At 61.1% G+C, this 19,678-nt stretch carries 20 protein-coding genes and 1 tRNA gene; 6 read left to right on the top strand and 15 right to left on the bottom strand.

Annotated features, from left to right (window positions below):
* Positions 1 to 150 precede the first annotated feature (150 nt).
* Positions 151 to 1,140: a GGDEF domain-containing protein gene (locus tag J3P85_RS00520; protein ID WP_186709979.1), complete on the top strand. Its 990-nt coding sequence runs from the start codon at positions 151 to 153 to the stop codon at positions 1,138 to 1,140.
* 268 nt (positions 1,141 to 1,408) lie between these two features.
* Here the strand turns inward: J3P85_RS00520 and J3P85_RS00515 are convergent, their stop codons facing one another.
* The 3 genes from J3P85_RS00515 to gabD form a co-directional block, all read right to left on the bottom strand.
* Entirely contained in the window at positions 1,409 to 2,623 is a 1,215-nt protein-coding gene (locus tag J3P85_RS00515) for an HDOD domain-containing protein (RefSeq protein ID WP_434704526.1), read from the bottom strand.
* Between the two features lie 133 nt (positions 2,624 to 2,756).
* On the bottom strand, positions 2,757 to 4,034 hold the full coding sequence (gabT, locus tag J3P85_RS00510; RefSeq protein WP_092204970.1) for a 4-aminobutyrate--2-oxoglutarate transaminase: 1,278 nt from the start codon (positions 4,032 to 4,034) through the stop codon (positions 2,757 to 2,759).
* A gap of 170 nt (positions 4,035 to 4,204) precedes the next feature.
* The gene (gene gabD, locus J3P85_RS00505; RefSeq protein ID WP_003196484.1) at positions 4,205 to 5,647 is read right to left on the bottom strand and encodes an NADP-dependent succinate-semialdehyde dehydrogenase; all 1,443 of its coding nucleotides are present in this window, start codon (positions 5,645 to 5,647) and stop codon (positions 4,205 to 4,207) included.
* Between the two features lie 349 nt (positions 5,648 to 5,996).
* Between gabD and J3P85_RS00500 the strand changes: the two genes are divergently transcribed.
* Positions 5,997 to 6,073: transfer RNA gene (locus tag J3P85_RS00500), tRNA-Arg, on the top strand.
* 205 nt (positions 6,074 to 6,278) lie between these two features.
* Here J3P85_RS00500 and J3P85_RS00495 read toward each other — a convergent pair.
* The 3 genes from J3P85_RS00495 to J3P85_RS00485 all read right to left on the bottom strand — a co-directional run bounded on the left by J3P85_RS00495 (position 6,279) and on the right by J3P85_RS00485 (position 7,794).
* Positions 6,279 to 6,803, bottom strand: coding sequence for a type II toxin-antitoxin system VapC family toxin (locus tag J3P85_RS00495; protein ID WP_434704525.1), 525 nt, complete (start codon positions 6,801 to 6,803; stop codon positions 6,279 to 6,281).
* Position 6,804: 1 nt separating this feature from the next.
* Positions 6,805 to 7,503 carry a hypothetical protein gene (locus J3P85_RS00490; RefSeq protein ID WP_434704523.1) on the bottom strand — a complete coding sequence of 233 codons (699 nt, stop codon included), beginning with the start codon at positions 7,501 to 7,503 and terminating at the stop codon, positions 6,805 to 6,807.
* An 84-nt stretch (positions 7,504 to 7,587) separates the two neighbouring features.
* A complete protein-coding gene (locus J3P85_RS00485; protein ID WP_434704522.1) occupies positions 7,588 to 7,794 on the bottom strand; it encodes a hypothetical protein in 207 nt (68 codons plus the stop codon).
* A 213-nt stretch (positions 7,795 to 8,007) separates the two neighbouring features.
* On the opposite strand from J3P85_RS00485, the gene J3P85_RS00480 reads away from it, so the two are divergent.
* The 3 genes from J3P85_RS00480 (at position 8,008) to J3P85_RS00470 (ending at position 9,725) form a co-directional block, all read left to right on the top strand.
* Positions 8,008 to 8,256: a helix-turn-helix domain-containing protein gene (locus J3P85_RS00480; RefSeq protein WP_434704521.1), complete on the top strand. Its 249-nt coding sequence runs from the start codon at positions 8,008 to 8,010 to the stop codon at positions 8,254 to 8,256.
* 320 nt (positions 8,257 to 8,576) lie between these two features.
* A complete protein-coding gene (locus tag J3P85_RS00475; RefSeq protein ID WP_434704520.1) occupies positions 8,577 to 9,080 on the top strand; it encodes an inclusion body family protein in 504 nt (167 codons plus the stop codon).
* A 120-nt stretch (positions 9,081 to 9,200) separates the two neighbouring features.
* A complete protein-coding gene (locus J3P85_RS00470) occupies positions 9,201 to 9,725 on the top strand; it encodes an AidA/PixA family protein (RefSeq protein ID WP_434704519.1) in 525 nt (174 codons plus the stop codon).
* A 96-nt stretch (positions 9,726 to 9,821) separates the two neighbouring features.
* Here J3P85_RS00470 and J3P85_RS00465 read toward each other — a convergent pair whose 3' ends face one another.
* The 7 genes from J3P85_RS00465 to J3P85_RS00435 form a co-directional block, all read right to left on the bottom strand.
* Complete coding sequence (locus J3P85_RS00465) at positions 9,822 to 10,439, bottom strand: hypothetical protein (protein WP_434704518.1); 618 nt, start codon at positions 10,437 to 10,439, stop codon at positions 9,822 to 9,824.
* Entirely contained in the window at positions 10,436 to 11,008 is a 573-nt protein-coding gene (locus tag J3P85_RS00460) for an RNA polymerase sigma factor (RefSeq protein ID WP_434704517.1), read from the bottom strand. Before J3P85_RS00460 ends, J3P85_RS00465 begins: the two co-directional genes overlap by 4 nt.
* Before the next feature lie 175 nt (positions 11,009 to 11,183).
* On the bottom strand, positions 11,184 to 12,860 hold the full coding sequence (locus J3P85_RS00455) for a vWA domain-containing protein (protein ID WP_434704516.1): 1,677 nt from the start codon (positions 12,858 to 12,860) through the stop codon (positions 11,184 to 11,186).
* Positions 12,861 to 13,015: 155 nt separating this feature from the next.
* Positions 13,016 to 13,597, bottom strand: a complete 582-nt coding sequence (locus J3P85_RS00450) for a hypothetical protein (protein ID WP_434704515.1) — start codon at positions 13,595 to 13,597, stop codon at positions 13,016 to 13,018.
* Between the two features lie 114 nt (positions 13,598 to 13,711).
* Positions 13,712 to 15,025 carry an MFS transporter gene (locus J3P85_RS00445; RefSeq protein WP_434704514.1) on the bottom strand — a complete coding sequence of 438 codons (1,314 nt, stop codon included), beginning with the start codon at positions 15,023 to 15,025 and terminating at the stop codon, positions 13,712 to 13,714.
* A 37-nt stretch (positions 15,026 to 15,062) separates the two neighbouring features.
* Complete coding sequence (locus J3P85_RS00440; RefSeq protein WP_186709969.1) at positions 15,063 to 15,236, bottom strand: hypothetical protein; 174 nt, start codon at positions 15,234 to 15,236, stop codon at positions 15,063 to 15,065.
* A gap of 144 nt (positions 15,237 to 15,380) precedes the next feature.
* Complete coding sequence (locus tag J3P85_RS00435; RefSeq protein WP_434704513.1) at positions 15,381 to 15,941, bottom strand: YbhB/YbcL family Raf kinase inhibitor-like protein; 561 nt, start codon at positions 15,939 to 15,941, stop codon at positions 15,381 to 15,383.
* A gap of 139 nt (positions 15,942 to 16,080) precedes the next feature.
* On the opposite strand from J3P85_RS00435, the gene J3P85_RS00430 reads away from it, so the two are divergent.
* Entirely contained in the window at positions 16,081 to 17,613 is a 1,533-nt protein-coding gene (locus J3P85_RS00430; protein WP_434704512.1) for an FAD-dependent oxidoreductase, read from the top strand.
* A gap of 206 nt (positions 17,614 to 17,819) precedes the next feature.
* Here the strand turns inward: J3P85_RS00430 and pgaD are convergent, their stop codons facing one another.
* Both pgaD and pgaC read right to left on the bottom strand, forming a co-directional pair.
* Positions 17,820 to 18,326, bottom strand: coding sequence for a poly-beta-1,6-N-acetyl-D-glucosamine biosynthesis protein PgaD (gene pgaD / locus J3P85_RS00425; protein ID WP_434704510.1), 507 nt, complete (start codon positions 18,324 to 18,326; stop codon positions 17,820 to 17,822).
* On the bottom strand, positions 18,323 to 19,678 hold the full coding sequence (gene pgaC, locus J3P85_RS00420) for a poly-beta-1,6-N-acetyl-D-glucosamine synthase (protein WP_122566756.1): 1,356 nt from the start codon (positions 19,676 to 19,678) through the stop codon (positions 18,323 to 18,325). The genes pgaD and pgaC overlap by 4 nt, the downstream gene beginning before the upstream one ends.

Here is a 19,678-nt window from a genome sequence, read left to right as displayed (position 1 = left end):
TCTGACTCGCTAAATCCCCCGCCCTTCGTCGCCTGAAAAGGAACTTCGTCCCAAATCCCCTATCTCAAAGAGCACTTCGCCATCCAGGCGGGCTTTGGAGAAAAGTGCGTGCGAACCCACAGCAGTGCACGCTCTTTGAGATTTGTGCCGATGGTCGACAAGAACCTGCAGGATTACTCCCTACCTCATTGGCCCGAGGCGGCCCAGACGCTCATGGCGCTGATGCATGCCCAGGGTGAAGTGGCGCGGCTGAGCGAGCGCGAGCAGCTGTTCAGCTCGCTGTTGGTCAGCGTCAATGCCGTGCTTTGGGCGTTCAACTGGGAAACCCGGCAAGTGCTGTATGTCAGCCCCGCCTACGAGCGCATCTTCGGCCGTCCCGCCGGCCTGGTCCTGGCTGACTACAACGAATGGCGCGACGCAATTTACCCCGACGACCTGGAGTACGCCGAACGCAGCCTGGCCGAGGTGCTGGTCAAGGGCGCCGTCGAAGACCGTGAATACCGCATCATCGCCGGCGATGGTCAAGTGCGCTGGCTGAGCGACAAGTGCTTCATCAACCGTCAGGCCGAGCCCGGGCAACCCGTGATCGTGGTCGGCATCGCCGAGGACATCACTGAAAAGAAGCTGCTGGAAAGTGAACTGCAGCGACTGGCGACCACCGATGTGCTGACCCAAAGCAGCAATCGCCGGCATTTCTTCGAATGCGCCAACCGTGAATTCGAGCAGGCGCGGCTACAAGGGACGCCCATGGCGTTCCTGTTGCTGGACATCGATGACTTCAAAGTGATCAACGACACCTACGGCCATCAGGAAGGTGATACCGTGTTGCAGAAGATCGCCGAAAGCGGCCGATCCGTGCTGCGGCGCGGTGACCTGTTCGGGCGGATTGGTGGCGAAGAGTTCGCGGCAGTGTTCCCCGGCTGCCCCCCTGACATGGCCTTGCAAGTAGCCGAGCGCTTGCAACGGGAAATCCAGCGGCTGATGTTCCGCTGCGGCGAGCAGACCTTCGGCATTACCGTCAGCCAGGGGCTCACCGCCATTACTCCCGAGGACCAGTCCCTCGACAGCCTGTTCGCCCGCGCCGACGCGGCCATGTACGAGGCCAAGCGCAAGGGGAAGAACCGCATCATTGCGGCTTGACGCCAATCGCAGCTCAATTGAATCCAGCCATGCCACAGTGGTTTCAGGATGGATGCCAAATTCCGACCATCGCCAAGCCCCTGTGGCGAGGGAGCTTGCTCCCGCTCGGCTGCGCAGCAGTCGTAAAATCAAACAACGCGTTCTGCCTGTCAGCATGCTGGGGCCTGCTGCGCAGGCCAGCGGGAGCAAGCTCCCTCGCCACGGGTTCTGGGTTGTCTGGACTGACGCCATCGCGAGCAAGCTCGCTCCCACAGGGTTAGGTGGTGGGCTATTTACGGCGCAACCGCATCAATTCCGGCAGGCCGATCTTCAGCAACCGCGCCGTGCGGCCACGGGCCAGTTCTTCAAGGCCTTCATGGGCGGGCAGATGCGCCATCTGCGCCGCCATGTTCATCACCAAGGCTTCACGGGAATAAACCCCGCCACCCAGGCCGTAGACAGCCGCGATCAGCTCTCTGAGCTCCAACGGCAAACGCCAGCGGGCACGCAATGCCGAGCCGAAACTGGCGCCGAATTTTTCCAGCGAGTCGCCGACTTCCTCCGGCTCATCCAGTTCGCCACCGGCCTGTTTCCATTCCTCCAGGCAGCGCAATAACGCCAGGTCGCCCAGGCGGTGCAATAACCCGGCGCAGTAACAGCGCTCCTGCTCCAGGTCCAGCAAGCGGGCCATCGTCCGGGCGTACTCGGCGGTGTGCAGCGACAGCTCCCAGTAACGCTCGGCATAGTCCGCCAGGCACGGAACGCTGAGCCGGGCGCAACGCTTGAGGGTCAGGCCTAGGATCAGGTTCATGCTTTGCCCGGTGCCGAGCTGGTGCAGCGCCTGGGCCACGGTCTGCACCGGACCGCCGCCCTGATGCTGGGCAGCGCTGTTGGCCGCGGCGATCAGCACCGCAGTGATCTGCGGGTCGGTGCGCAGTTCTTCTTCGAGCAGTTTCAGATCCAGGCCGCCGGGGTTGAGGCTGCGCTTGATCGCTACTTGCACATCGGTCATCAGGGGAGCGCCTTCGGACAGGTCACGCCGACGCTCCAGAAAGGTGGGCAAAGTCAGTCCCGGCCCTGGAATCGGCGCGGCGTTGGAAGTGTCTTCACCACTCAGAAGCAGCCCCAGCAAACGTTGGGCCAGGCTCTCCCGGTTCAAGGGCTTGGTCAGATAGGCCGTCGGCGCCAGTGGCAAGACCTCGCGCACGCTGGCGCTGTCGTTACGCTGGCTCACAAGGATGAACGGCAACGCCGGCGTACGATGCTGTTGGCGCAAGCCCCGCAGAATGCTCAGGCCATCGACACCTGGCAGCTCCCAGTCGGCGATCACCAAGTCGTAAGGATGATGGGCCAACAGCTCAAGGGCCTGCCGCCCTTCGCCGCATGTGTCTATCCGGGCGTCACAGCGCACACCTGACAACACCTGTTCAAGCAGCTCCCTGGACGCCGGATCGGCCTCGGCGATCAGCACACGCGGTACAGCGGGTAAATCCACAGCAGTCATGCCGCATCGCTCCCTTGCAATACATGCACCTTAGACAATAACCGCCGTTCCAGACAGCTCGAAACGCCAGGGAGCGGATGCCGGATATGAAAAAACCCGCCGAAGCGGGTTTTTTGTGGATCAGCGCACAGGCTCAGAGCTCGGAGAAGCACTCTTCGATAATCGCCAGGCCCTTGTCCAGTTGCTCGTCCGGCGAGGTCAGCGGCACCAGCACCCGCAGAACGTTGCCGTAGGTGCCGCAGGACAGCAGGATCAGGCCCTTGTCCCGCGCCTTGGCCACCACCTGGGCCACCGCCGCGGCGTTCGGCTTGTGGGTGTCGCCGTTTTCGAACAGTTCCACGGCAATCATCGCGCCCAGGGCACGCACTTCACCGATGACCGGGTACTTCTTCTGGATCGCCTTGAGGCCAGTCACCAGGCGCTCGCCCACGGCTTTGCAACGATCCAGCAGGTGTTCTTCTTCGAACACGTCCATTACCGCCAGCGCCGCCGCACAGGCGATCGGGCTACCGGCATAGGTGCCGCCCAGGCCACCCGGTGCGATGGCGTCCATGTACTCGGCCTTGCCGCACACACCGGCCAACGGGAAGCCACCGGCGATGGATTTGGCGAAGGTGGTCAGGTCGGCGGCAACGCCCATCTGTTCCATGGCGAAGAACGTGCCGGTACGGCCGGCACCGGTCTGCACTTCGTCAGCGATCAGCAGGATGCCGTGCTGGTCGCACAAGGCGCGCAGGCGCTGCATGAATGCTTTCGGCGCCACATAGAAACCACCCTCGCCCTGGACCGGCTCGATGATGATGGCGGCGATATCACGGGGTTCGGCGTCGTTCTTGAAGATGCGCTCGATGCTGGCGATGGAATCATCGATGCTCACACCGTGCAGTTCGTTCGGGTACAGGGCGCGGAAGATGCCACCGGGCATCAGGCCCATGCCGGCCGAGTACGGTACGACTTTACCGGTCAGGCCCAGGGTCATCATGGTACGACCGTGGTACGCGCCGGTGAACGCGATCACACCGGCACGGCCGGTGGCGGCGCGGGCGATTTTCACGGCGTTTTCCACCGCTTCCGAACCGGTAGTCACCAATAGGGTTTTCTTGGCGAAATCACCTGGGACCTTGGCGTTGATTTTTTCGCACAGTTCCACGTACGGCTCATAGGCCAGCACCTGGAAGCAGGTGTGGGTCAGCTTGTTCAGCTGTGCGGTCACGGCGGCGATAATTTTCGGGTGCACGTGGCCGGTGTTCAGCACGGCGATACCGCCGGCGAAGTCGATGAACTCACGACCTTCAACGTCGGTCACCGTGGCGTTCTTCGCCGATTCGGCAAAGATCGGGTGAATCTGGCCGACGCCACGGGGAACAGCGGCGGTACGGCGGGCCATCAAGTCAGCGTTAGTCTTGCTCATTACAGTCCTCATTCGCAGCTCAGGGCGGCGTGGATCAAGGAATAACATGGCGGGGAGGCAACTGCGACAGCATGCGATGATCGACTGCCGCAGCGTTCCGGCCACAAGAAACAGAACGGGTGAAACGCGCAAAGGGACAGCGCTCTCGTGCCCTTTGCGCTTGAAGCAGATCAGATACCCAGGCAGAGGTATTTGATTTCCAGGTAATCCTCGATGCCGTATTTGGAACCTTCACGTCCCAGACCCGAAGCCTTGATGCCGCCAAACGGCGCGACTTCGTTGGAAATCAACCCGGTATTGACGCCGACCATGCCATATTCCAGGGCCTCGGCCACACGGAACACACGGCCCAGGTCGCGGGCATAGAAATACGAGGCCAGGCCGAACTCGGTGTCGTTGGACATCGCGATCACTTCGGCTTCGTCTTTGAAGCGGAACAACGGCGCCAGCGGGCCGAAGGTTTCTTCCTTCGCAACGGCGGCGTTTTTCGGTACGTTGGTCAGGATGGTCGGCTCGAAGAAGTTGCCTTCCATCGCCTTGCCGCCCGACAGCACGGTCGCGCCTTTGCTGACGGCATCGGCGATGTGTTCCTGCACCTTGGCGACCGCTTTGCCATCAATCAACGGACCGGTGGTGGTGCCATCGTCCAGGCCGTTGCCGATCTTGAGCTTGGCCACCGCCACCTTGAGTTTTTCAGCAAATGCGTCGTACACCGAATCCTGGATGTACAGGCGGTTGGCGCAGACGCAGGTCTGGCCGTTGTTGCGGTACTTGGAAATGATCGCGCCTTCGACGGCCTTATCCAGGTCCGCGTCGTCGAACACGATGAACGGCGCGTTGCCGCCCAGTTCCAGGGAGACTTTCTTGATGTCCTTGGCACATTCGGCCATTAGTTGGCGACCGATCTCGGTCGAGCCGGTGAAGGACAGTTTGCGCACGATCGGGTTGCTGGTCAGTTCGCCGCCGATGTCGCCGGCGCTGCCGGTGACCACGCTCAGCACGCCTTGCGGGATGCCGGCACGGTGCGCCAGTTCCACCAGGGCCAGGGCCGAGAACGGGGTTTGCGAAGCCGGCTTGATGACCATGGTGCAACCGGCAGCCAGGGCCGGGCCAGCCTTGCGGGTGATCATCGCGGCCGGGAAGTTCCACGGGGTAATGGCCGCGGTCACGCCGATTGGCTGCTTGATCACGATCAGGCGCTTGTCGGGCTGGTGGCCGGGAATCACGTCACCGTAGATGCGCTTGGCTTCTTCGGCGAACCATTCGATGAACGAGGCGGCATAGACGATTTCACCCTTGGCTTCGGCCAGCGGCTTGCCTTGTTCGAGGGTCATCAGGCGACCGAGGTCGTCCTGGTTTTCAATCAGCAATTCATACCAGCGGCGCAGCTTGTTGGCGCGCTCCTTGGCAGTCAGCGCACGCCAGGCCGGCAGCGCCTTGTCGGCGGCTTCGATCGCGCGACGGGTTTCGGCGGCGCCCATCTTCGGCACTGTGCCCAGTACTTCGCCCGTCGCCGGGTTGGTGACCTTGATCGTCTGACCATTGTCCGCATCGACCCAAGCGCCATCGATAAAGGCTTGCTGGCGGAACAACTGGGTGTCTTTAAGCTGCATGTCGGCTTTCCTTAACAGCACCGCGCGCACGCGGAGCGAATTAGAGTTGTAGAAAGGCGCCTCGGGGGCTGCCGTCAGGGAAATCATTCACCGGGCTGAAGCACAGAAATAACGCACATAAGCACAGACGTGCGGTTCAGCACCCAGACAAGAGCGTTTGAAATCTCAAACGAATCCTAGGGCCGATGGGGGTGAAGGACAATAGCCTGTTCGAAAAAAAGAACGAAAAAGCCCCATTTGCCCGTTTTTTCTGATCAGCGTAGCCAACAGCCGCCGAGCCGCACGAAAACGCAGGCGATTCAGTAGCATGGACGCCCGCCACGCATATGAGTATCATGGCGCCCGCGCTGCACCAGTAGCTCAGCTGGATAGAGTACTGCCCTCCGAAGGCAGGGGTCGTGGGTTCGAATCCCGCCTGGTGCACCATACATGGAAAATAAAAAAGCCCCAGTCCTCACGGATTGGGGCTTTTTTTATGGGGATTTATCTCCCATAGGTGCCTGTATGTAAGAAATACAGATAATAAAAACCCCTGAGCGGTATCAGCGCTGCAGCGCATCAACCGACAGGGGCCGTGTTGTGAATATCCAAGGGGCCAGGGTCTCCATCGCCAGCCGCCTCGGGCAGACGCTCAGTGGTCGAGATCGGCCTCGAGCTGCTCAGGAGCTGGCTCAATATCTCCTAAAGACTTCACTACAAGTCCGCATTTCTGAGCTTTGGAGTAAAGACCCACATCATGAGTCCAGACTTCATCTGCGTTGGTTGCGAGAGCAGTAGCGATTATCTGGCGATCAAAACGTAACTTGGCTTTTGTTGCTGCCGGGTCAAGCACCTTCAGTTCATTGTCATCGACCATACGAGCACATTCGACCGCAGCGATCTGATCGAACGATATGATTTCAAAACACGAAAAGCCGTTTATGACGTCCAGGTGGCTCTGGTGGAAATTCCGATCAATGCCCACCAGATACTCAGCCAACGCAGGTGTTGGTATCAGCACCGTCCCGCCTCTCGCGTCGACCAGGTCGATGAGGGCCTCAGCTCTAGCCTCCGCTCTATCAACGTTGTGACCAGTGGCGGGATCAACCAAGACGATACCGTCCTTTGCATTTCCCAAAGCTTGGACGAGAACGTTGGTATCGAGAACTATGCGCACCTTATCCCCTTAGGTCCTGAATCGTTCCATGGGGATCATCCATCTCGCTCCAGGTGATACCACCCAGTTCCTTGAGCTGGGTAACCGCACTGCGCAAAGAGGTTTTTTCAAGTTTTTCGTAGGACTGAATAAACATTTTTCTCAGCCGCCAGCCACCGTGCGGCCGGCTTTCCCATTCACCTTTTCCGTGGACACGGACGTACTTGAACAGAAGCTTGCCCAGTTGTTCAGCCAATACCGTATCGGCTTCACAAAGAAGAGTTTCGCCGCCAGCGCCCTCAAGCCGAACAGGAACTGTCTCGTCTTTCCCGCCTACGACATACAGGCGGCCTTGGACGCTACCCTGCTTGATGATAATCATGGGAGGAGGAGCCGCCTTGGCTTTTGGAAACTGGAGAATGTTCGCATCCGCAGCTTGTAAGACACCATCCACTCGATCTTGCTCCATCAGCGCGGACAGTTGCAGGTAGGCTTTTCGGGCGCGCTTAGGACCAATTCCCTGGGCTGCTTCCCGTACCCTATTCAAGACGTGGGGGTACTTCTCATCTTCCACCCACGTATTCAGGCAGACACAGCCTTCGGTGACTGAGTCAAAATGAACATTATCTTGCGAGCCGAAAAGCTCAGCGAGCTCACACAGATAATCCGTCAAGCGAGCCATCGAGAGCTTGCTTGGATCGGTTCCGTCGAGTTCGAGCATCAGCTTTTTCATGCCGTCGAGTATAGTTCCGCCCAAATGATCCTGCTATGCCTGCATTTGTAACGTTGTAGCCGACCCAACCGCCTATAACGCTGCCCTGCCATTGACATTGCGACTCACCACCTCCAGCAAATCCGAACCTTCTCGCAACAGCAGATACGCTGCGTTGGTAAATCGATACAAATCCCCATCGTCGATGCCCTTGATCGTGACCGAAGTGATGCTTTCCAAAAGGTCAGTCCCTGCCTTGATGCGATTGAGCGCACTGTCAATCAGCATCGCGGTGGGCATCTGGCTGTCGATCCAGTAAGACGGGACAATCGGGATTGTTCGTTTGCAATGGGATGTAATGCGACATGTACGACTCCTTGTCAGGCGAACTGATAATTGTATGGAACGGGCTACTGGTACCAAGGGAGCCACAGCTCTGCCCCACCCGTTACCCACCCAAAATTCCTGAAATTCAGATATAGCGTGGCGAAGCGAATATCAATGGACGCAGCCATGACCAAAGCTATTTATCGACGCGAGCACGAGATTTTTCTTCAGGTTCTCAAGCGCATGCGCATCGAATCCGGGCTGACTCAGGCACAGTGTTCGGCAGCGCTAGGCAGACCGCAGTCATTCATGAGCGATGTGGAGCGGGGGGTGCGAAGGCTGGATACGGTTCAGTTGCGGGATTTGTGTTTGGTTTTGGGCACGGATTTGACGAGTTTTTCAGCCGACTATGAGATGGCACTCAAGGACGAGTGATCTGTTCAGACATGGGACCGAACCTGCTTCTAGGCTCACCACCACTCATGTCGAAACACATAGCCGTGACGTAATACAGACCAAGCAGCCCCGCCCTCGTTAATACGATTTTGTTTTTTGACAGCTTCCTGATCCGACCTATAGTCACAACCGCGACCTGCAGGAAGGAACCTGAATCGTCAGCCAGTCGGCATGGAGCCAGGCCAGCTCGTATCCGTGACAAAAAAATTCCTTCCGATCGTGCGCACGCAGGCCGCTACGCGGTGAAACGTTGTTGTCTTTGGCACAAGCCAAGAGACCCACTATCAAGGAGCTTCATAATGTCTCGAGTCACGGATGTGCTGGTTTCAATCGATACTGAAACCATCCTGAAAAACTACCCGAACATTAGTAAAAACCCAGACTCACCGACGCTGATCGACTACAAACACGTCTACATGGTGACGAACCAGGACAACGTGGTGAACGGCCAGGCCGGTGGCGAACTCGACTTGAAGGCCCAGGTCGGCGACCTGATCCGCTGGCGTGAAACCAGCCTGTCGCAGAGTTTCGAAACGGCGGTGATTTTCTACAAGTTCATCGGCAATGCGGGTAACGAACTGATCTCCACACCGACACCGCGCAAGGCGACTGCTTGCGTCGCGGTCCCCAACCCCAGCAACCCGTCCGTACCCAGTTGCCAGAAGGTCGATAATCACTATTGGTCGTCGGAAACCCTGTCTTGTGGCCGTGTGACCTATCACTTCAACTTCCTGATCGTCGACCGCAATTGCAGCATCGTCGCGTGCTGCTCGTGGGACCCGTTCATTTCCATTCATAACTGATGCAGCCGGCCTCTTGGCGACAGGGGGCCCACCGACCTCGCGGCCGCTGCGACCGGACAGGATGTTTCGCTCTATCAACAGCGGCCGCGACTCTCGCCAACATCATGAAAGGAAGCCGTGATGTCTACCGAACCCAGCGCTATTTCCACCGAAACAGCCACTGCGCATGTTTCCCTTATCATCGACGCCGAGACGTTGCTCTCGCGTTATCCACAGGCCAGCCAGGACCCGGACGCGCCAACCCCGGTAGATGAGGGGTTTATTTTCGTCCTTGGCAGCGCCCTTCTGTCCCCTCCAAAAATCGTCAGCAAGGTGCTGTCGATCAGTCTCGGTCAGACCACCCACCTACGCAGTCGCACAATTGCCCTTCGAGCTGAACACAGCGTGGTGATCTATGGGTTCACGGTCGATACTGGAGCCGTGTTGCCGGCGCCTGGCCTGGTGGTAAGCGTCGACCAAAGCGTACCCGCCATCGACATCGGAAACCTCACCCAACCCATTCTCCAACAGGCTGATGATCATTTCTGGCGCTGCCAGCCAATCAGTCAAGGCAGGGAGAACAGTGAATTGAGGTTTATGTTGGTGAACAGCCAATGTGAAGCGGTGGGCTATTTCAGTTGGGCCGTTGAAGTCCTTGTCGAGTGAGTGGAACCGGCGTCATCCCATTGGCATGAAAGACCCCCTGAAGCAAAAAGCCCCCAGGCTGCCTGGACCTGAGGGCTATTTGCGACGCCGATCGACTCAACGTTTTTGCAACGCCTCCAACCGCGCCGGCAAGTCTTCCTTGGGAAAACGTTTGTGCAGCGCCAGCAGTTTTTCATCTGCGGCCTTGGTATCCCCCGCCTGCCGCAAACGCAGGATTTCCATCAAGCCCTGCTCCAGTGATGGCAGTGCAGCGGGCGCGGATTTGCTCAGCTTCGCCGCTGGCTTTTCCGCCAACGATTGCACGGGGCTTACCGGCGCCCGGGCCAGTTCGCCCTGGGGCGCCATACGGGTGATCGGTGCGGGGGCGGGCATGGCCGGTGGCGGCGCAGCGGCAACGGCGGGCGCTTGCCGGTCGGCGGAAAACTCCATCGACGCGGGTGCGGCCAGCTCGTCGTGGGGCACTGGGGTGCGCACCACCAGGCCGATCATCAGTGCCACACCGGCGACCGTGGCGAATGCCATCTGCCAGCGCGGCTGTTGGCACATCTGCAGCCAGCGTTGCCACAGACTGGGCGCAGGCGCGGGGGCTTCGCGACGGGCGGTGGCGAGGATGAAGGCGTCCAGGGCGGCCGGCGGCTCGTCGCTGGCGTGTTGGCGGAAATGCTCGACAAGCCTTTCGTCATCGAGGTCCGGGGTGTGTTTGGGGTCGATCATGCGGGTACCTCCTCGGCCAGCAGTCGCTGCAGTTTCTGCTGGGCGTAACGCAAGCGGCTCTTGACCGTTTCCAGCGGGGCACCGGTCAGGGCGGCAATCTGTGGCAGCTCCAGGTCGCCGTGCAGGCGCAGCAGAAAGACTTCGCGCTGGTCTTCGGGCAAGGCCTGCAACGCGGCATCGAGACGCGCCTGGTCGCGACTCAGGCTCAGCTGTTGCTCGGGGCCGCTGGTGTCGTCGGGCTGGACGTGCAGTTGCTCGTCGTAGCTGTCGTGCAACGGGTTGTGGACGCCATGCTTGCGCCAGTGGTCGATCAAGCGGTTGCGGGCGATCTGGAACAGCCAGGTCCGAAAACTCGCCCGGCCTTGTGGTTGGGTGGTGCTGCGGATCAGGCTGAGCCAGGTGTCCTGGAACACTTCCTCGGCCAGTTCGGCCTTGTTGCTCAAGGACACGAGAAAGCGATAAAGCCCTTGTCGATGGCGGGCGTACAGGACTTCGAAAGAAGCCCCGTCGCCATTGCGGTAGCGGGCCAGCAGCGATTCGTCGCTGGGAGGATCAAGCGCAGCGGGCATGTGGGGGGCGAACTCCTTTGCGGTCATTGCAACACAGTCCTGGCAGACAACAAGGAAACCTGTGGGAGCGAGCTTGCTCGCGATGGCGTCGGATCAGTCAATGATAATGGTGATCGGTCCGCCGCTATCGCGAGCAAGCTCGCTCCCACATTTTTGATCCGCGTTGCGCTCGGGATCAGCGCTTGGCCGCAGGCTCAAGGCTCTGGGCCAGCTCCACCAACTGCACAAACTCGCCACGCAGCCCGAACGGATCGTCACCACGGGCCGAGCGCGCCAATTGCGCGGTGTCCTTCAAGGTCATCGCCCCAGTGTAGCGCCCATCCCCCTTGAGCTGTTGGGCGAAGGCCGCCACGGCGGCGGAGAAGCGCAGGTCATCGCTGGGCTTGCGCTCGTTCTGTGCGCTGGCGATGGGATGCTCGATCAATCGGCTGCTGCCGCCCTCGGCCGGCTTGTAGCGTACGCGCAACATGGCCAATTCACCCGAGGTGCCCTCCGACTTAGGGGTACTGCCATAGCGCAGCGGCTCCAACCAGCCCGGCGCGCCCTTCGGAACGATTTCATACAAGGCCGTCACTGTATGCCCGGCGCCGATCTCGCCCGCGTCGACCTTGTCGTTGTTGAAGTCCTCACGCTTCAATGCGCGATTCTCATAGCCCAACAGGCGATATTCGCTGACCTGGGCGAGGTTGAATTCCACTTGCAACTTCACGTCCCGCGCCACCACCGCCAGGGTGGAACTGAGTTGGTCCACCAGGACCTTGCGCGCTTCGAGCAGGTTGTCGATGTAGGCGTAGTTACCGTCACCGGCGTCGGCCAATTGTTCCATCAGGTGTTCGTTGTAGTTATCCACACCGAAGCCCAGCGTCGTCAGGGATATCCCGCTTTTGCGCTGGTCCACCGCCATCTGCTTGAGGCTGTCGAAATCACTGACGCCGACGTTGAAGTCGCCATCGGTGGCCAGCAGGATGCGGTTGATGCCTTTGTCGATGAAGCTCTCCCGCGCCATCTGGTAGGCCAGCTCGATACCCGAAGCGCCCGCCGTGGAACCACCGGCGTCGAGTTGATCGATGGCGTTGCGGATTGTCGCCTTGTCGCGACCCGACGTGGGCTTGAGCACCACCCGGGACTCGCCGGCATAAACCACCAGGGACACTCGGTCCTGGTCACGCAATTGGTCCACCAGCAGTTTCAGCGTGCTCTTGACCAGCGGCAGGCCTTCGCGACGGTCCATGGAGCCGGAAACGTCCACCAGGAAGACCAGGTTGGCCGGCGCCAGGTCCGCCACGGCGCGGTCGCTGGCCTTGATGCCGATGCGCAGCAAGCGGGTGTGGGGGTTCCACGGTGACGGGGCCACTTCGGTGGTCACGCCAAAGGGTGAACCGTCGGTGGGCAGGGCGTAGCTATACGGAAAATAATTGACCATTTCCTCCAGCCGCACCGCACCTTCGGGTGGCAGGCTGGCTTGGTTGAGCAGACGTCGCACATTGGCATAGCTGCCGGTATCGACATCCACGCTGAAGGTCGAGACCGGCGTTTCGGCCACGCTGTGGATCGGGTTGTCCGGGAGCTTTTCGTACTGTTCACGCGGCTCGGCGCGATAACCCGCAGCGATGGCATCGCTCGCCACGCTGGGGGCGGGCATCGCTGCCGGCTTCATGAGCATGCGCTTGACCGTCGACTGACGCACTTCGGCGATCTCGCCTTGCGGTACGACGCTGGGCGCCACGGACACCGGTTCGGATGGAATGGCCGTCTCCCGGGAGGAAGACAACCCACAACCGGCCAACGCCACCAGCAAAGTCACGGCGAAGCCTTGGGCAGCAGGACGCATAAAAAGAAGTGGACGGGACATGGGTTGAACCTCGTGAATGAATGATCCGTTCACAGCGTCAGACGCAGGGCACACGCGGTTCGGGTTAACGACCAAGAAATATTTTTTTCAGCGCTGCAAAGACGGGGCTGGCCACCTTGAACGTGGCCAGCCCGGTGCCCGCTACGCAGGCATTGCTAGCGGGACGGAATGCCCCGCAGGTCGTCGTCGATGAATCCGCTCAAATGACCGGTGTAATAGTCTTCGACATCAGAGTTGCCTCTGTTCGTCAGGGCACCCGCAATGCCTCTCATGGCCTCAAGTTGGCCGACCGCCCCTCCCGGCATCAGCCTCTGGCGGGCCTGGGCAAAGTGCAACACCTCGACATCGGCCTTCTTCACCTTGACCTGATAATTGAAATCGACACTGGCCAGATACGTACCGTCGGCAACGATATTGCTCATGAAGCCACCTTGGGTATCTTGAATACGGCGGGCATAGACGGCATTGATATCCAACAGATAGTCCGCGGTTTCCTTGCTGGAGGCATAACGATTGCCGTCGAGCAGGCGGACGATCAGGTCGGTGTGCAACTTGTCGCGAACTTTTTCGTCAGGCAGGAAGCGTTCGTTTTTGCCGACGACTTCAACGTTGAACGTGTCGATCCAATAGGTGGCGGTCTCGGGGATCGTCACCGGCGCAGGGGAAATGTAGTAATCGGGCTTGGAAGCGCAGCCTGCCATAAGGCAGAGGGCCAGCAACAGGGTAAAAACTCGCATGTTTGAATTCGTCCTTGAGGGGTAGCGGCGTGGATGGCGGCTGCATTCTACGGGGTTTGAACGCGCGCTCAAGTTGTCTGGTCTTGCAGAGTGCGGTCCGATTGAAAATCCCGATTAGGCTTCATACGCCAATGACTGCTGCGCTGCCTTCCCCTGCCGCTTCGGAAAATACGCCGCAGCAGCCACGCCTACCGCGCCCATCACCACGCAATACCCCACGCACACCCACGGGCTCCACGGCACCAGGGCAATCAGCATCAACGGGGTCATGCTCGCCCACAGGGCATAGGCGATGTTGTAGGTGAGCGAGATGCCGGACACGCGGATCTTCGGCGGAAACAGGCTGACCATCACCGACGGCACCGCGCCGACCACGCCACAGCCCAGGCCGGCCACGGCGTAGGCCAGGCCCAGCCAGGCGCTGCCGCTGATCAGGCTGGCGTAGAGCATGGCGATGCCCAGGGGCAGCAGCAGGCTGTAGAGCATGACGGTGCGCCAGGCGCCGATGCGGTCGACGATCAGGCCGGCGAGGACGCAGCCGATGTTCAAGAAGACGATGCCCAGGCTGCTCAGGGCGAAGGTGTGGCTGGGGGTCATGCCGAAGCTTTTTTGCATCACGGTCGGAGTGATGACCACGAACACCACCACGGCCGAGGTCAGCACGCAGGTCAGGATGGCGGCGGGCAGCAAGGCCTGGCGGTGGTCGCGCAGGACCGTGCGCAACGGCAGTTCCGCAGCGCCTTCGCGATTGGCTTGCAGGGCCACGAAGATCGGCGTTTCGCTCAACCAACGGCGCAACCAGACGCCGATCACCCCGAAGACGCCCCCCAGCAGGAACGGCAGGCGCCAGGCGTAATCGAGAATCTCCGCCGGCGTGTAGATCCGCGCCAGCGCCGTTGCGGTCAAGGCACCCAGCAAGTAGCCGAAGGTCAGGCCGGCCTGGAGGAAACCCAGGGCATAGCCGCGATGATGCAACGGCGCATGTTCGGCCACGAACACCCAGGCGCTGGGCACCTCGCCGCCCACCGCCGCGCCCTGCAGGATACGCAGCGCCAGCAACAGCAACGGCGCGAAATAACCGATTTGCGCGTAGGTCGGCATCACCCCGATGAGCAGGCATGGCAAGGCCATCATCAGGATGCTCAGGCTGAACACGCGCTTGCGCCCCAGGCGATCGGCAAAGTGCGCCATGAGAATGCCGCCCAGGGGTCGGGCCAGGTAACCGGTGGCGAAAATCCCGAAGCTTTGCAGCAAGCGCAGCCAATCGGGCATTTCCGGCGGGAAGAACAACTGGCTGAGGGTCAGGGCGAAAAAGACGAAGATGATGAAATCGTAGATTTCCAGCGCGCCACCCAAGGCGGCCAGGCCCAGGGTCTTGTAGTCGGAGCGGCTGAATCGATCACCGGTTAGAACAGTGGCGGCAGTCATAGGCAGATTTGAACAAGTCAGTTGAAAGAGGCGACGGCTAGTCGTCGCGATCATTGTCCACCGGCTCAACCGGTGGCTGGCCTGGCTCGGCGTCTTCGGCCTCGTCGACAGGCAGGAAATCCTTGCGGCTCTGGGCAATGGCCCGGCGTATTTCGTCGCCCTTGGTGGGGCAGTTCAAGAGGCGGGCGATGCCGTCGGGTTTCTGCGTCATCGCCATCCTCCGGCATGAGTGAACAGGGGCTCGATAGTGCTCGTTTTTGGCGCGTGATGCCAATGTTGTGTCTGGGCCAGCGTCAGGGGGGCTGCTTTGCAGCCCAGCGGGAGCAAGCTCCCTCGCCACGGGGAGTTGCGCTGTCTAGCGGTGGTAGCGGCGCACTACGCTGCTGTTGCGCAGGACGTGGCCTTTGATTTTTTCCATCAGTTGGGCCCGTGTGAGGCCGGCGGGCAAGGCTTCCGGCGGCAGGTCGAGGGCGAAGAGCTGGATCAGGTAATGGTGAGCGCTGTCGCCGATAGGCGGGCATGGGCCGATGTAGCCGTGGGTGTTCTTGCTGTTGAGACCGCTCATGCCTTCCAACGAGGACTTGGTTCCGGCGCCCGTCGGAATCTGCCGCGTGGAGGCCTTGATGCCGTAGTGGATCCAGTGGTCGACACCCTGGCCCCGCTGGCCGTCCGGGTCCAACATGACGATGGCGTAGCTGAGGGTGCCTGGCGGGCCGGCGTTCCAGCTCAGGGCCGGGGAAATGTTCTTGCCACCGCAGGTGTTGGCGTCACTGGCCTGCGCGGCAGTGAAGAGACGGTCGTCCGACACGCCGGGAATACTGAGGGTAAAGCGCTCCTCGGCCTGGGCAGCCCCTTGTGCGCACAGCACCAGGGCGACGGCCGCCAGCCAAGGGGTGAGAATCTTCAATCGGGTCATACCGGGGCACCTTGTGCGTGTCAGGCCATGGACGGCTTGCGAACTATAGCCGCAGCTTCGCCAAGGGTGCAGTGACAATTGCGCTGAACCTCGTTCCGGCCCTGCGACTCCAACGGGAAACGCCAGCCGGAGAACGATCATGTCTCTGCATCAAGTCGCCCGTTTCGCCGACGTTCGCGAAGACCGCGGCCTCGAAGTCAAGATTAACGACACCCCAATCCTGCTGCTGCGTGCAGGCGATCAGGTGCGCGCCTTCCAAGGCAAATGCCCCCATGCCGGCGCCCCACTGGCCAAGGGCGCGGTGTGCCATGGACGGCTGATATGCCCATGGCACAAGGCGGCGTTCCGGGCTGAAGACGGCGCCCTGTGCGAGCCGCCGGCCCTCGACAGCCTGACGCGCTATCACGTCGAGGTGCGGGACGGTGACGTCTGGGTCGATGACCAACCACTGCCGGCCGATAAAGTCCCGCCGGCCGATGATGCGCGCACGTTTGTCATCATCGGTGCCGGTGCGGCCGGCACGGCTTGCGCGGCGGCGTTGCGGGAGAAGGGCTTTGGCGGACGCATCCTGATGATCGACCGCGAAGCGGAAGCCGGCTACGACCGCACGGTGCTGAGCAAATATGTGTTGGCCGGCGACATGGCGGTCAACGAGACGGCGCCGCTGCGCGATGAAACTTACTTCACCCAGCAACGCATCGAAAGGCTCCATGGCGAGGCCACCCATTTGGACCCGAGTGCCCGGCAAATCCACCTCGCCGATGGCCGGCGCCTGGACTACGACGCCGCGCTCATTGCCACGGGCGGGGAGCCGAAGACGCTAGCGCTGCCTGGCATCGATTTGCCGCGAGTCTTCGTGCTGCGTTCGATCGCCCACGCCCGCCAGATTCTCGACGCGGTCCGGCCAGGGCAACGGGCGGTGGTCATCGGCGACAGTTTCATTGCCCTGGAAGTCGCTTCGTCCCTGCGCAAGCGCGAGCTGAGCGTCACTGTCCTGGCCCGGCACCCGGTGCCGTTCGCCGCGCAGTTGGGGGAGAGCGTCGGCCAGGCCATCCTTGCCCGGCACCGGGCCAACGGCGTGGTGTACCACACCGACGGCGAAGCGGCGCGGATCGAGGGCTCGCACAAGGTCGACGCCGTGGTGCTGGATAACGGCCAGCGTTTTGCCGCGGACCTGGTGATCATCGGCGTCGGCGTGCGCCCGGCCACCGAGCCGTTTGCACAGCTGCCACGGGAACAGGACGAGTCGCTGTCGGTTGACACGGGCATGCGTGTGGCGGATGGCGTATGGGCCGTGGGTGATATCGCGACCTTCCCCCTGAACGGCGCGCCTGTGCGCATCGAACATTGGCGCCTGGCCCAGCAACAGGCGCGCATCGCCGCCGCGAACATGCTCGGCGGCGACGAGCACTATCTGGACGTGCCGTTTTTCTGGACCTATCACTTTGGCAAACGCTACGACTACCTCGGCCATGCCGAGCATTGGGATGAGGTCGAGTTCAAGGGTACGCCCGAGCATCCGCCCTTTATCGCCTTGCTGGGCAAGGACGGCCTGGTCGCCGCCGCCGTGGCCTGCGATGAAGGCCGGGCGATGGCGGCGCTGGCCCAGCGCATGAAACAACCGTTGCCGGTGGACGAGGCGTGGCGGCTGATCCGGGATTTTTCGTCCTAGCCCCAAATCCTCTGTGGGAGCGGGCTTGCTCGCGAAAGCGGTGTGTCAGCCGGCATCAATATTGACTGACACGCAGCATTCGCGAGCAAGCTCGCTCCCACAGTTTTGTTTTGTGTTGAGCGAAATATCCGCCACAACCCCAAATCCCCTGTGGGAGCGAGCTTGCTCCGGGCGGCGATCCGACGAAAGCGTCGGCACAGCTTGTATCAATGCACGGACTGATCAGCCGGCAAGTGAATTACCCGTGGCCGCTCCAACGGCGCCAGGGGCGGAGGCTGCAACTCCGGACTGAGCAGGTGGAAATGCGGCACGACGTGGCTGATGTCGCCTTCCTGGTTGTTGTGGATGATCTTCGAGCCAGGCTGGCGCAAGGTGTCCAGACGCTCATCGGTCAACTTGAAACTGGCGCTCAAGCCTTGGTCATCCACCGCCGGCACCGGCAGTCGACGCTGGGCGAAGCTGCGGCTTTTGCGCTGTTGATAACGGGCCCAAGTAATCAACAGCACCGCGTTGACCAATGCAATCCAACCATAGACCTGCAAGGTCGCCAGGGTGTCGAACAGCGACCCGCCCAGGCGCGGGCCTGCCTGGCTGTCGAGCAGCGGCCATAGCCCATTGACCAGCAAATACAAGAGCCCCACCCACGCCAGCACGGTGAACAGCGCATCGATGACCACCAGAAAAGGCCGCTGCCGGGTCCTGATAATTTTCATCGGATCACTTCCTCTTCCTGATCGTCGAACGGTTTGATGCCTCGATCCGGACTGATCCAGCGCGCACGCTTCTGATGCTGCCCGAACAGCACTTTGGGAAAACTCACCAGGGTGGTGAACAGGCTGATCAGCCAGAACACCAACGGGTACCAGACCACCCAGAACATGATGTGCCACAGGCCTTTTTCGTAGCGCCGGTCGATCAGGATGCTCACCGCGAATTGCAACAGGCACACCACCGCCAGCAACAGGCCGGTGAACGCCGGCGGCATCAAGTGATCCACGGCAATGGCGGCTGGCATCTCGACGAATTTACCGGCGCCCCAGAAGATCACCGACAGCAGGAAGGTGAACGCCCAACCGGTGGACAGGCAGTATTCGAACAGCAACGGCCACAGGTAGCGGTGGCGGTATTGCCAGATGCCACGGATGTTCTTGAACAGCACCTCGGCGCCGCCCTGGGCCCAGCGCAGCCGTTGCCGCCACAGGCCGCGCAGGGTTTCAGGCATGAGAATCCAGCACAGCGCACGGGGCTCGTAGAAGATGCTCCAGTGATCCAGCTGCAGCTTCCAACTGATGTCGATGTCTTCGGTGATCATGTCCGGGCTCCAGTAGCCCACCCGATGCAGGGCCGTGCGACGGAACGCGACGATCACGCCGGACACGGTGAAGATTCGCCCGAAGACCCGCTGGGTGCGTTTGATCAAGCCGATGATCGAGGAAAACTCACCGACCTGGACCCGACCGATCAACGTTGAACGGGTGCGGATGCGCGGGTTGCCCGTCACCGCGCCGAGGCGGGCGTTGTCCAGCATCGGCGCCACCAGGTAGGCACAGGTGTTCGGCGCCAGCAGCGCGTCACCGTCGATGCACACCAGGTATTCGCTGCGCGCCGCGATGGCACCCATGCGCAGGGCCACGGCCTTGCCCTGGTTTTCCGCCAGGTGCAGCACGCGCAGGCGCGGGTCTTCGGCCGCCAGTTGATCGAGCATCTGGGCGGTGTTGTCTTTGGAGCCGTCGTTGATGGCGATGACTTCGATGTTCGGGTAATGCTGGCCCAGCGCCGCGTGAATGGTGTCGGCGACGTTGTCGCCTTCGTTGAAGCACGGGATCAGGATGCTGATCAGCGGCTCGCCTGCCAGGGCCGGCGGCAAGGTGTCGTCCTTCCAAGGCCAGTGGCGCTCCCAGTGCAGCCAGAAATACAGGCCGCCGGCGATCCACAGCCCGGACATGAACAGCGGGTAAAAGAACACGAAGTCCATCAGGAATTGCCCGGTGACCAGGAAGATCAGGCCCAGGGGCACCCCAAGGACGATCGCCAGCACCAGCAGGGCGAGCAGTCTGTCGAGCAT

It is taken from the genome of Pseudomonas sp. Z1-12 (assembly GCF_051132015.1).
GTDB classification, from domain to species: domain Bacteria; phylum Pseudomonadota; class Gammaproteobacteria; order Pseudomonadales; family Pseudomonadaceae; genus Aquipseudomonas; species Aquipseudomonas zanjanensis.
This window is presented reverse-complemented; position numbering and strand designations above follow the sequence as displayed.

Bases quoted from the DNA above. Each gene is read 5' to 3' on its own strand.
- J3P85_RS00435 (WP_434704513.1), bottom strand. From the start codon at position 15,941: ATGACCCGATTGAAGATTCTCACCCCTTGGCTGGCGGCCGTCGCCCTG.
- J3P85_RS00470 (WP_434704519.1), top strand. From the start codon at position 9,201: ATGTCTACCGAACCCAGCGCTATTTCCACCGAAACAGCCACTGCGCAT.
- J3P85_RS00515 (WP_434704526.1), bottom strand. From the start codon at position 2,623: ATGACTGCTGTGGATTTACCCGCTGTACCGCGTGTGCTGATCGCCGAG.
- pgaD (WP_434704510.1), bottom strand. From the start codon at position 18,326: ATGAAAATTATCAGGACCCGGCAGCGGCCTTTTCTGGTGGTCATCGAT.
- pgaC (WP_122566756.1), bottom strand. From the start codon at position 19,678: ATGCTCGACAGACTGCTCGCCCTGCTGGTGCTGGCGATCGTCCTTGGG.
- gabT (WP_092204970.1), bottom strand. From the start codon at position 4,034: ATGAGCAAGACTAACGCTGACTTGATGGCCCGCCGTACCGCCGCTGTT.
- J3P85_RS00455 (WP_434704516.1), bottom strand. From the start codon at position 12,860: ATGTCCCGTCCACTTCTTTTTATGCGTCCTGCTGCCCAAGGCTTCGCC.
- J3P85_RS00520 (WP_186709979.1), top strand. From the start codon at position 151: ATGGTCGACAAGAACCTGCAGGATTACTCCCTACCTCATTGGCCCGAG.
- J3P85_RS00450 (WP_434704515.1), bottom strand. From the start codon at position 13,597: ATGCGAGTTTTTACCCTGTTGCTGGCCCTCTGCCTTATGGCAGGCTGC.
- J3P85_RS00475 (WP_434704520.1), top strand. From the start codon at position 8,577: ATGTCTCGAGTCACGGATGTGCTGGTTTCAATCGATACTGAAACCATC.
- J3P85_RS00480 (WP_434704521.1), top strand. From the start codon at position 8,008: ATGACCAAAGCTATTTATCGACGCGAGCACGAGATTTTTCTTCAGGTT.
- J3P85_RS00465 (WP_434704518.1), bottom strand. From the start codon at position 10,439: ATGATCGACCCCAAACACACCCCGGACCTCGATGACGAAAGGCTTGTC.
- J3P85_RS00445 (WP_434704514.1), bottom strand. From the start codon at position 15,025: ATGACTGCCGCCACTGTTCTAACCGGTGATCGATTCAGCCGCTCCGAC.
- J3P85_RS00490 (WP_434704523.1), bottom strand. From the start codon at position 7,503: ATGCTCGAACTCGACGGAACCGATCCAAGCAAGCTCTCGATGGCTCGC.
- J3P85_RS00430 (WP_434704512.1), top strand. From the start codon at position 16,081: ATGTCTCTGCATCAAGTCGCCCGTTTCGCCGACGTTCGCGAAGACCGC.
- J3P85_RS00460 (WP_434704517.1), bottom strand. From the start codon at position 11,008: ATGCCCGCTGCGCTTGATCCTCCCAGCGACGAATCGCTGCTGGCCCGC.
- J3P85_RS00440 (WP_186709969.1), bottom strand. From the start codon at position 15,236: ATGACGCAGAAACCCGACGGCATCGCCCGCCTCTTGAACTGCCCCACC.
- J3P85_RS00485 (WP_434704522.1), bottom strand. From the start codon at position 7,794: ATGCCCACCGCGATGCTGATTGACAGTGCGCTCAATCGCATCAAGGCA.
- gabD (WP_003196484.1), bottom strand. From the start codon at position 5,647: ATGCAGCTTAAAGACACCCAGTTGTTCCGCCAGCAAGCCTTTATCGAT.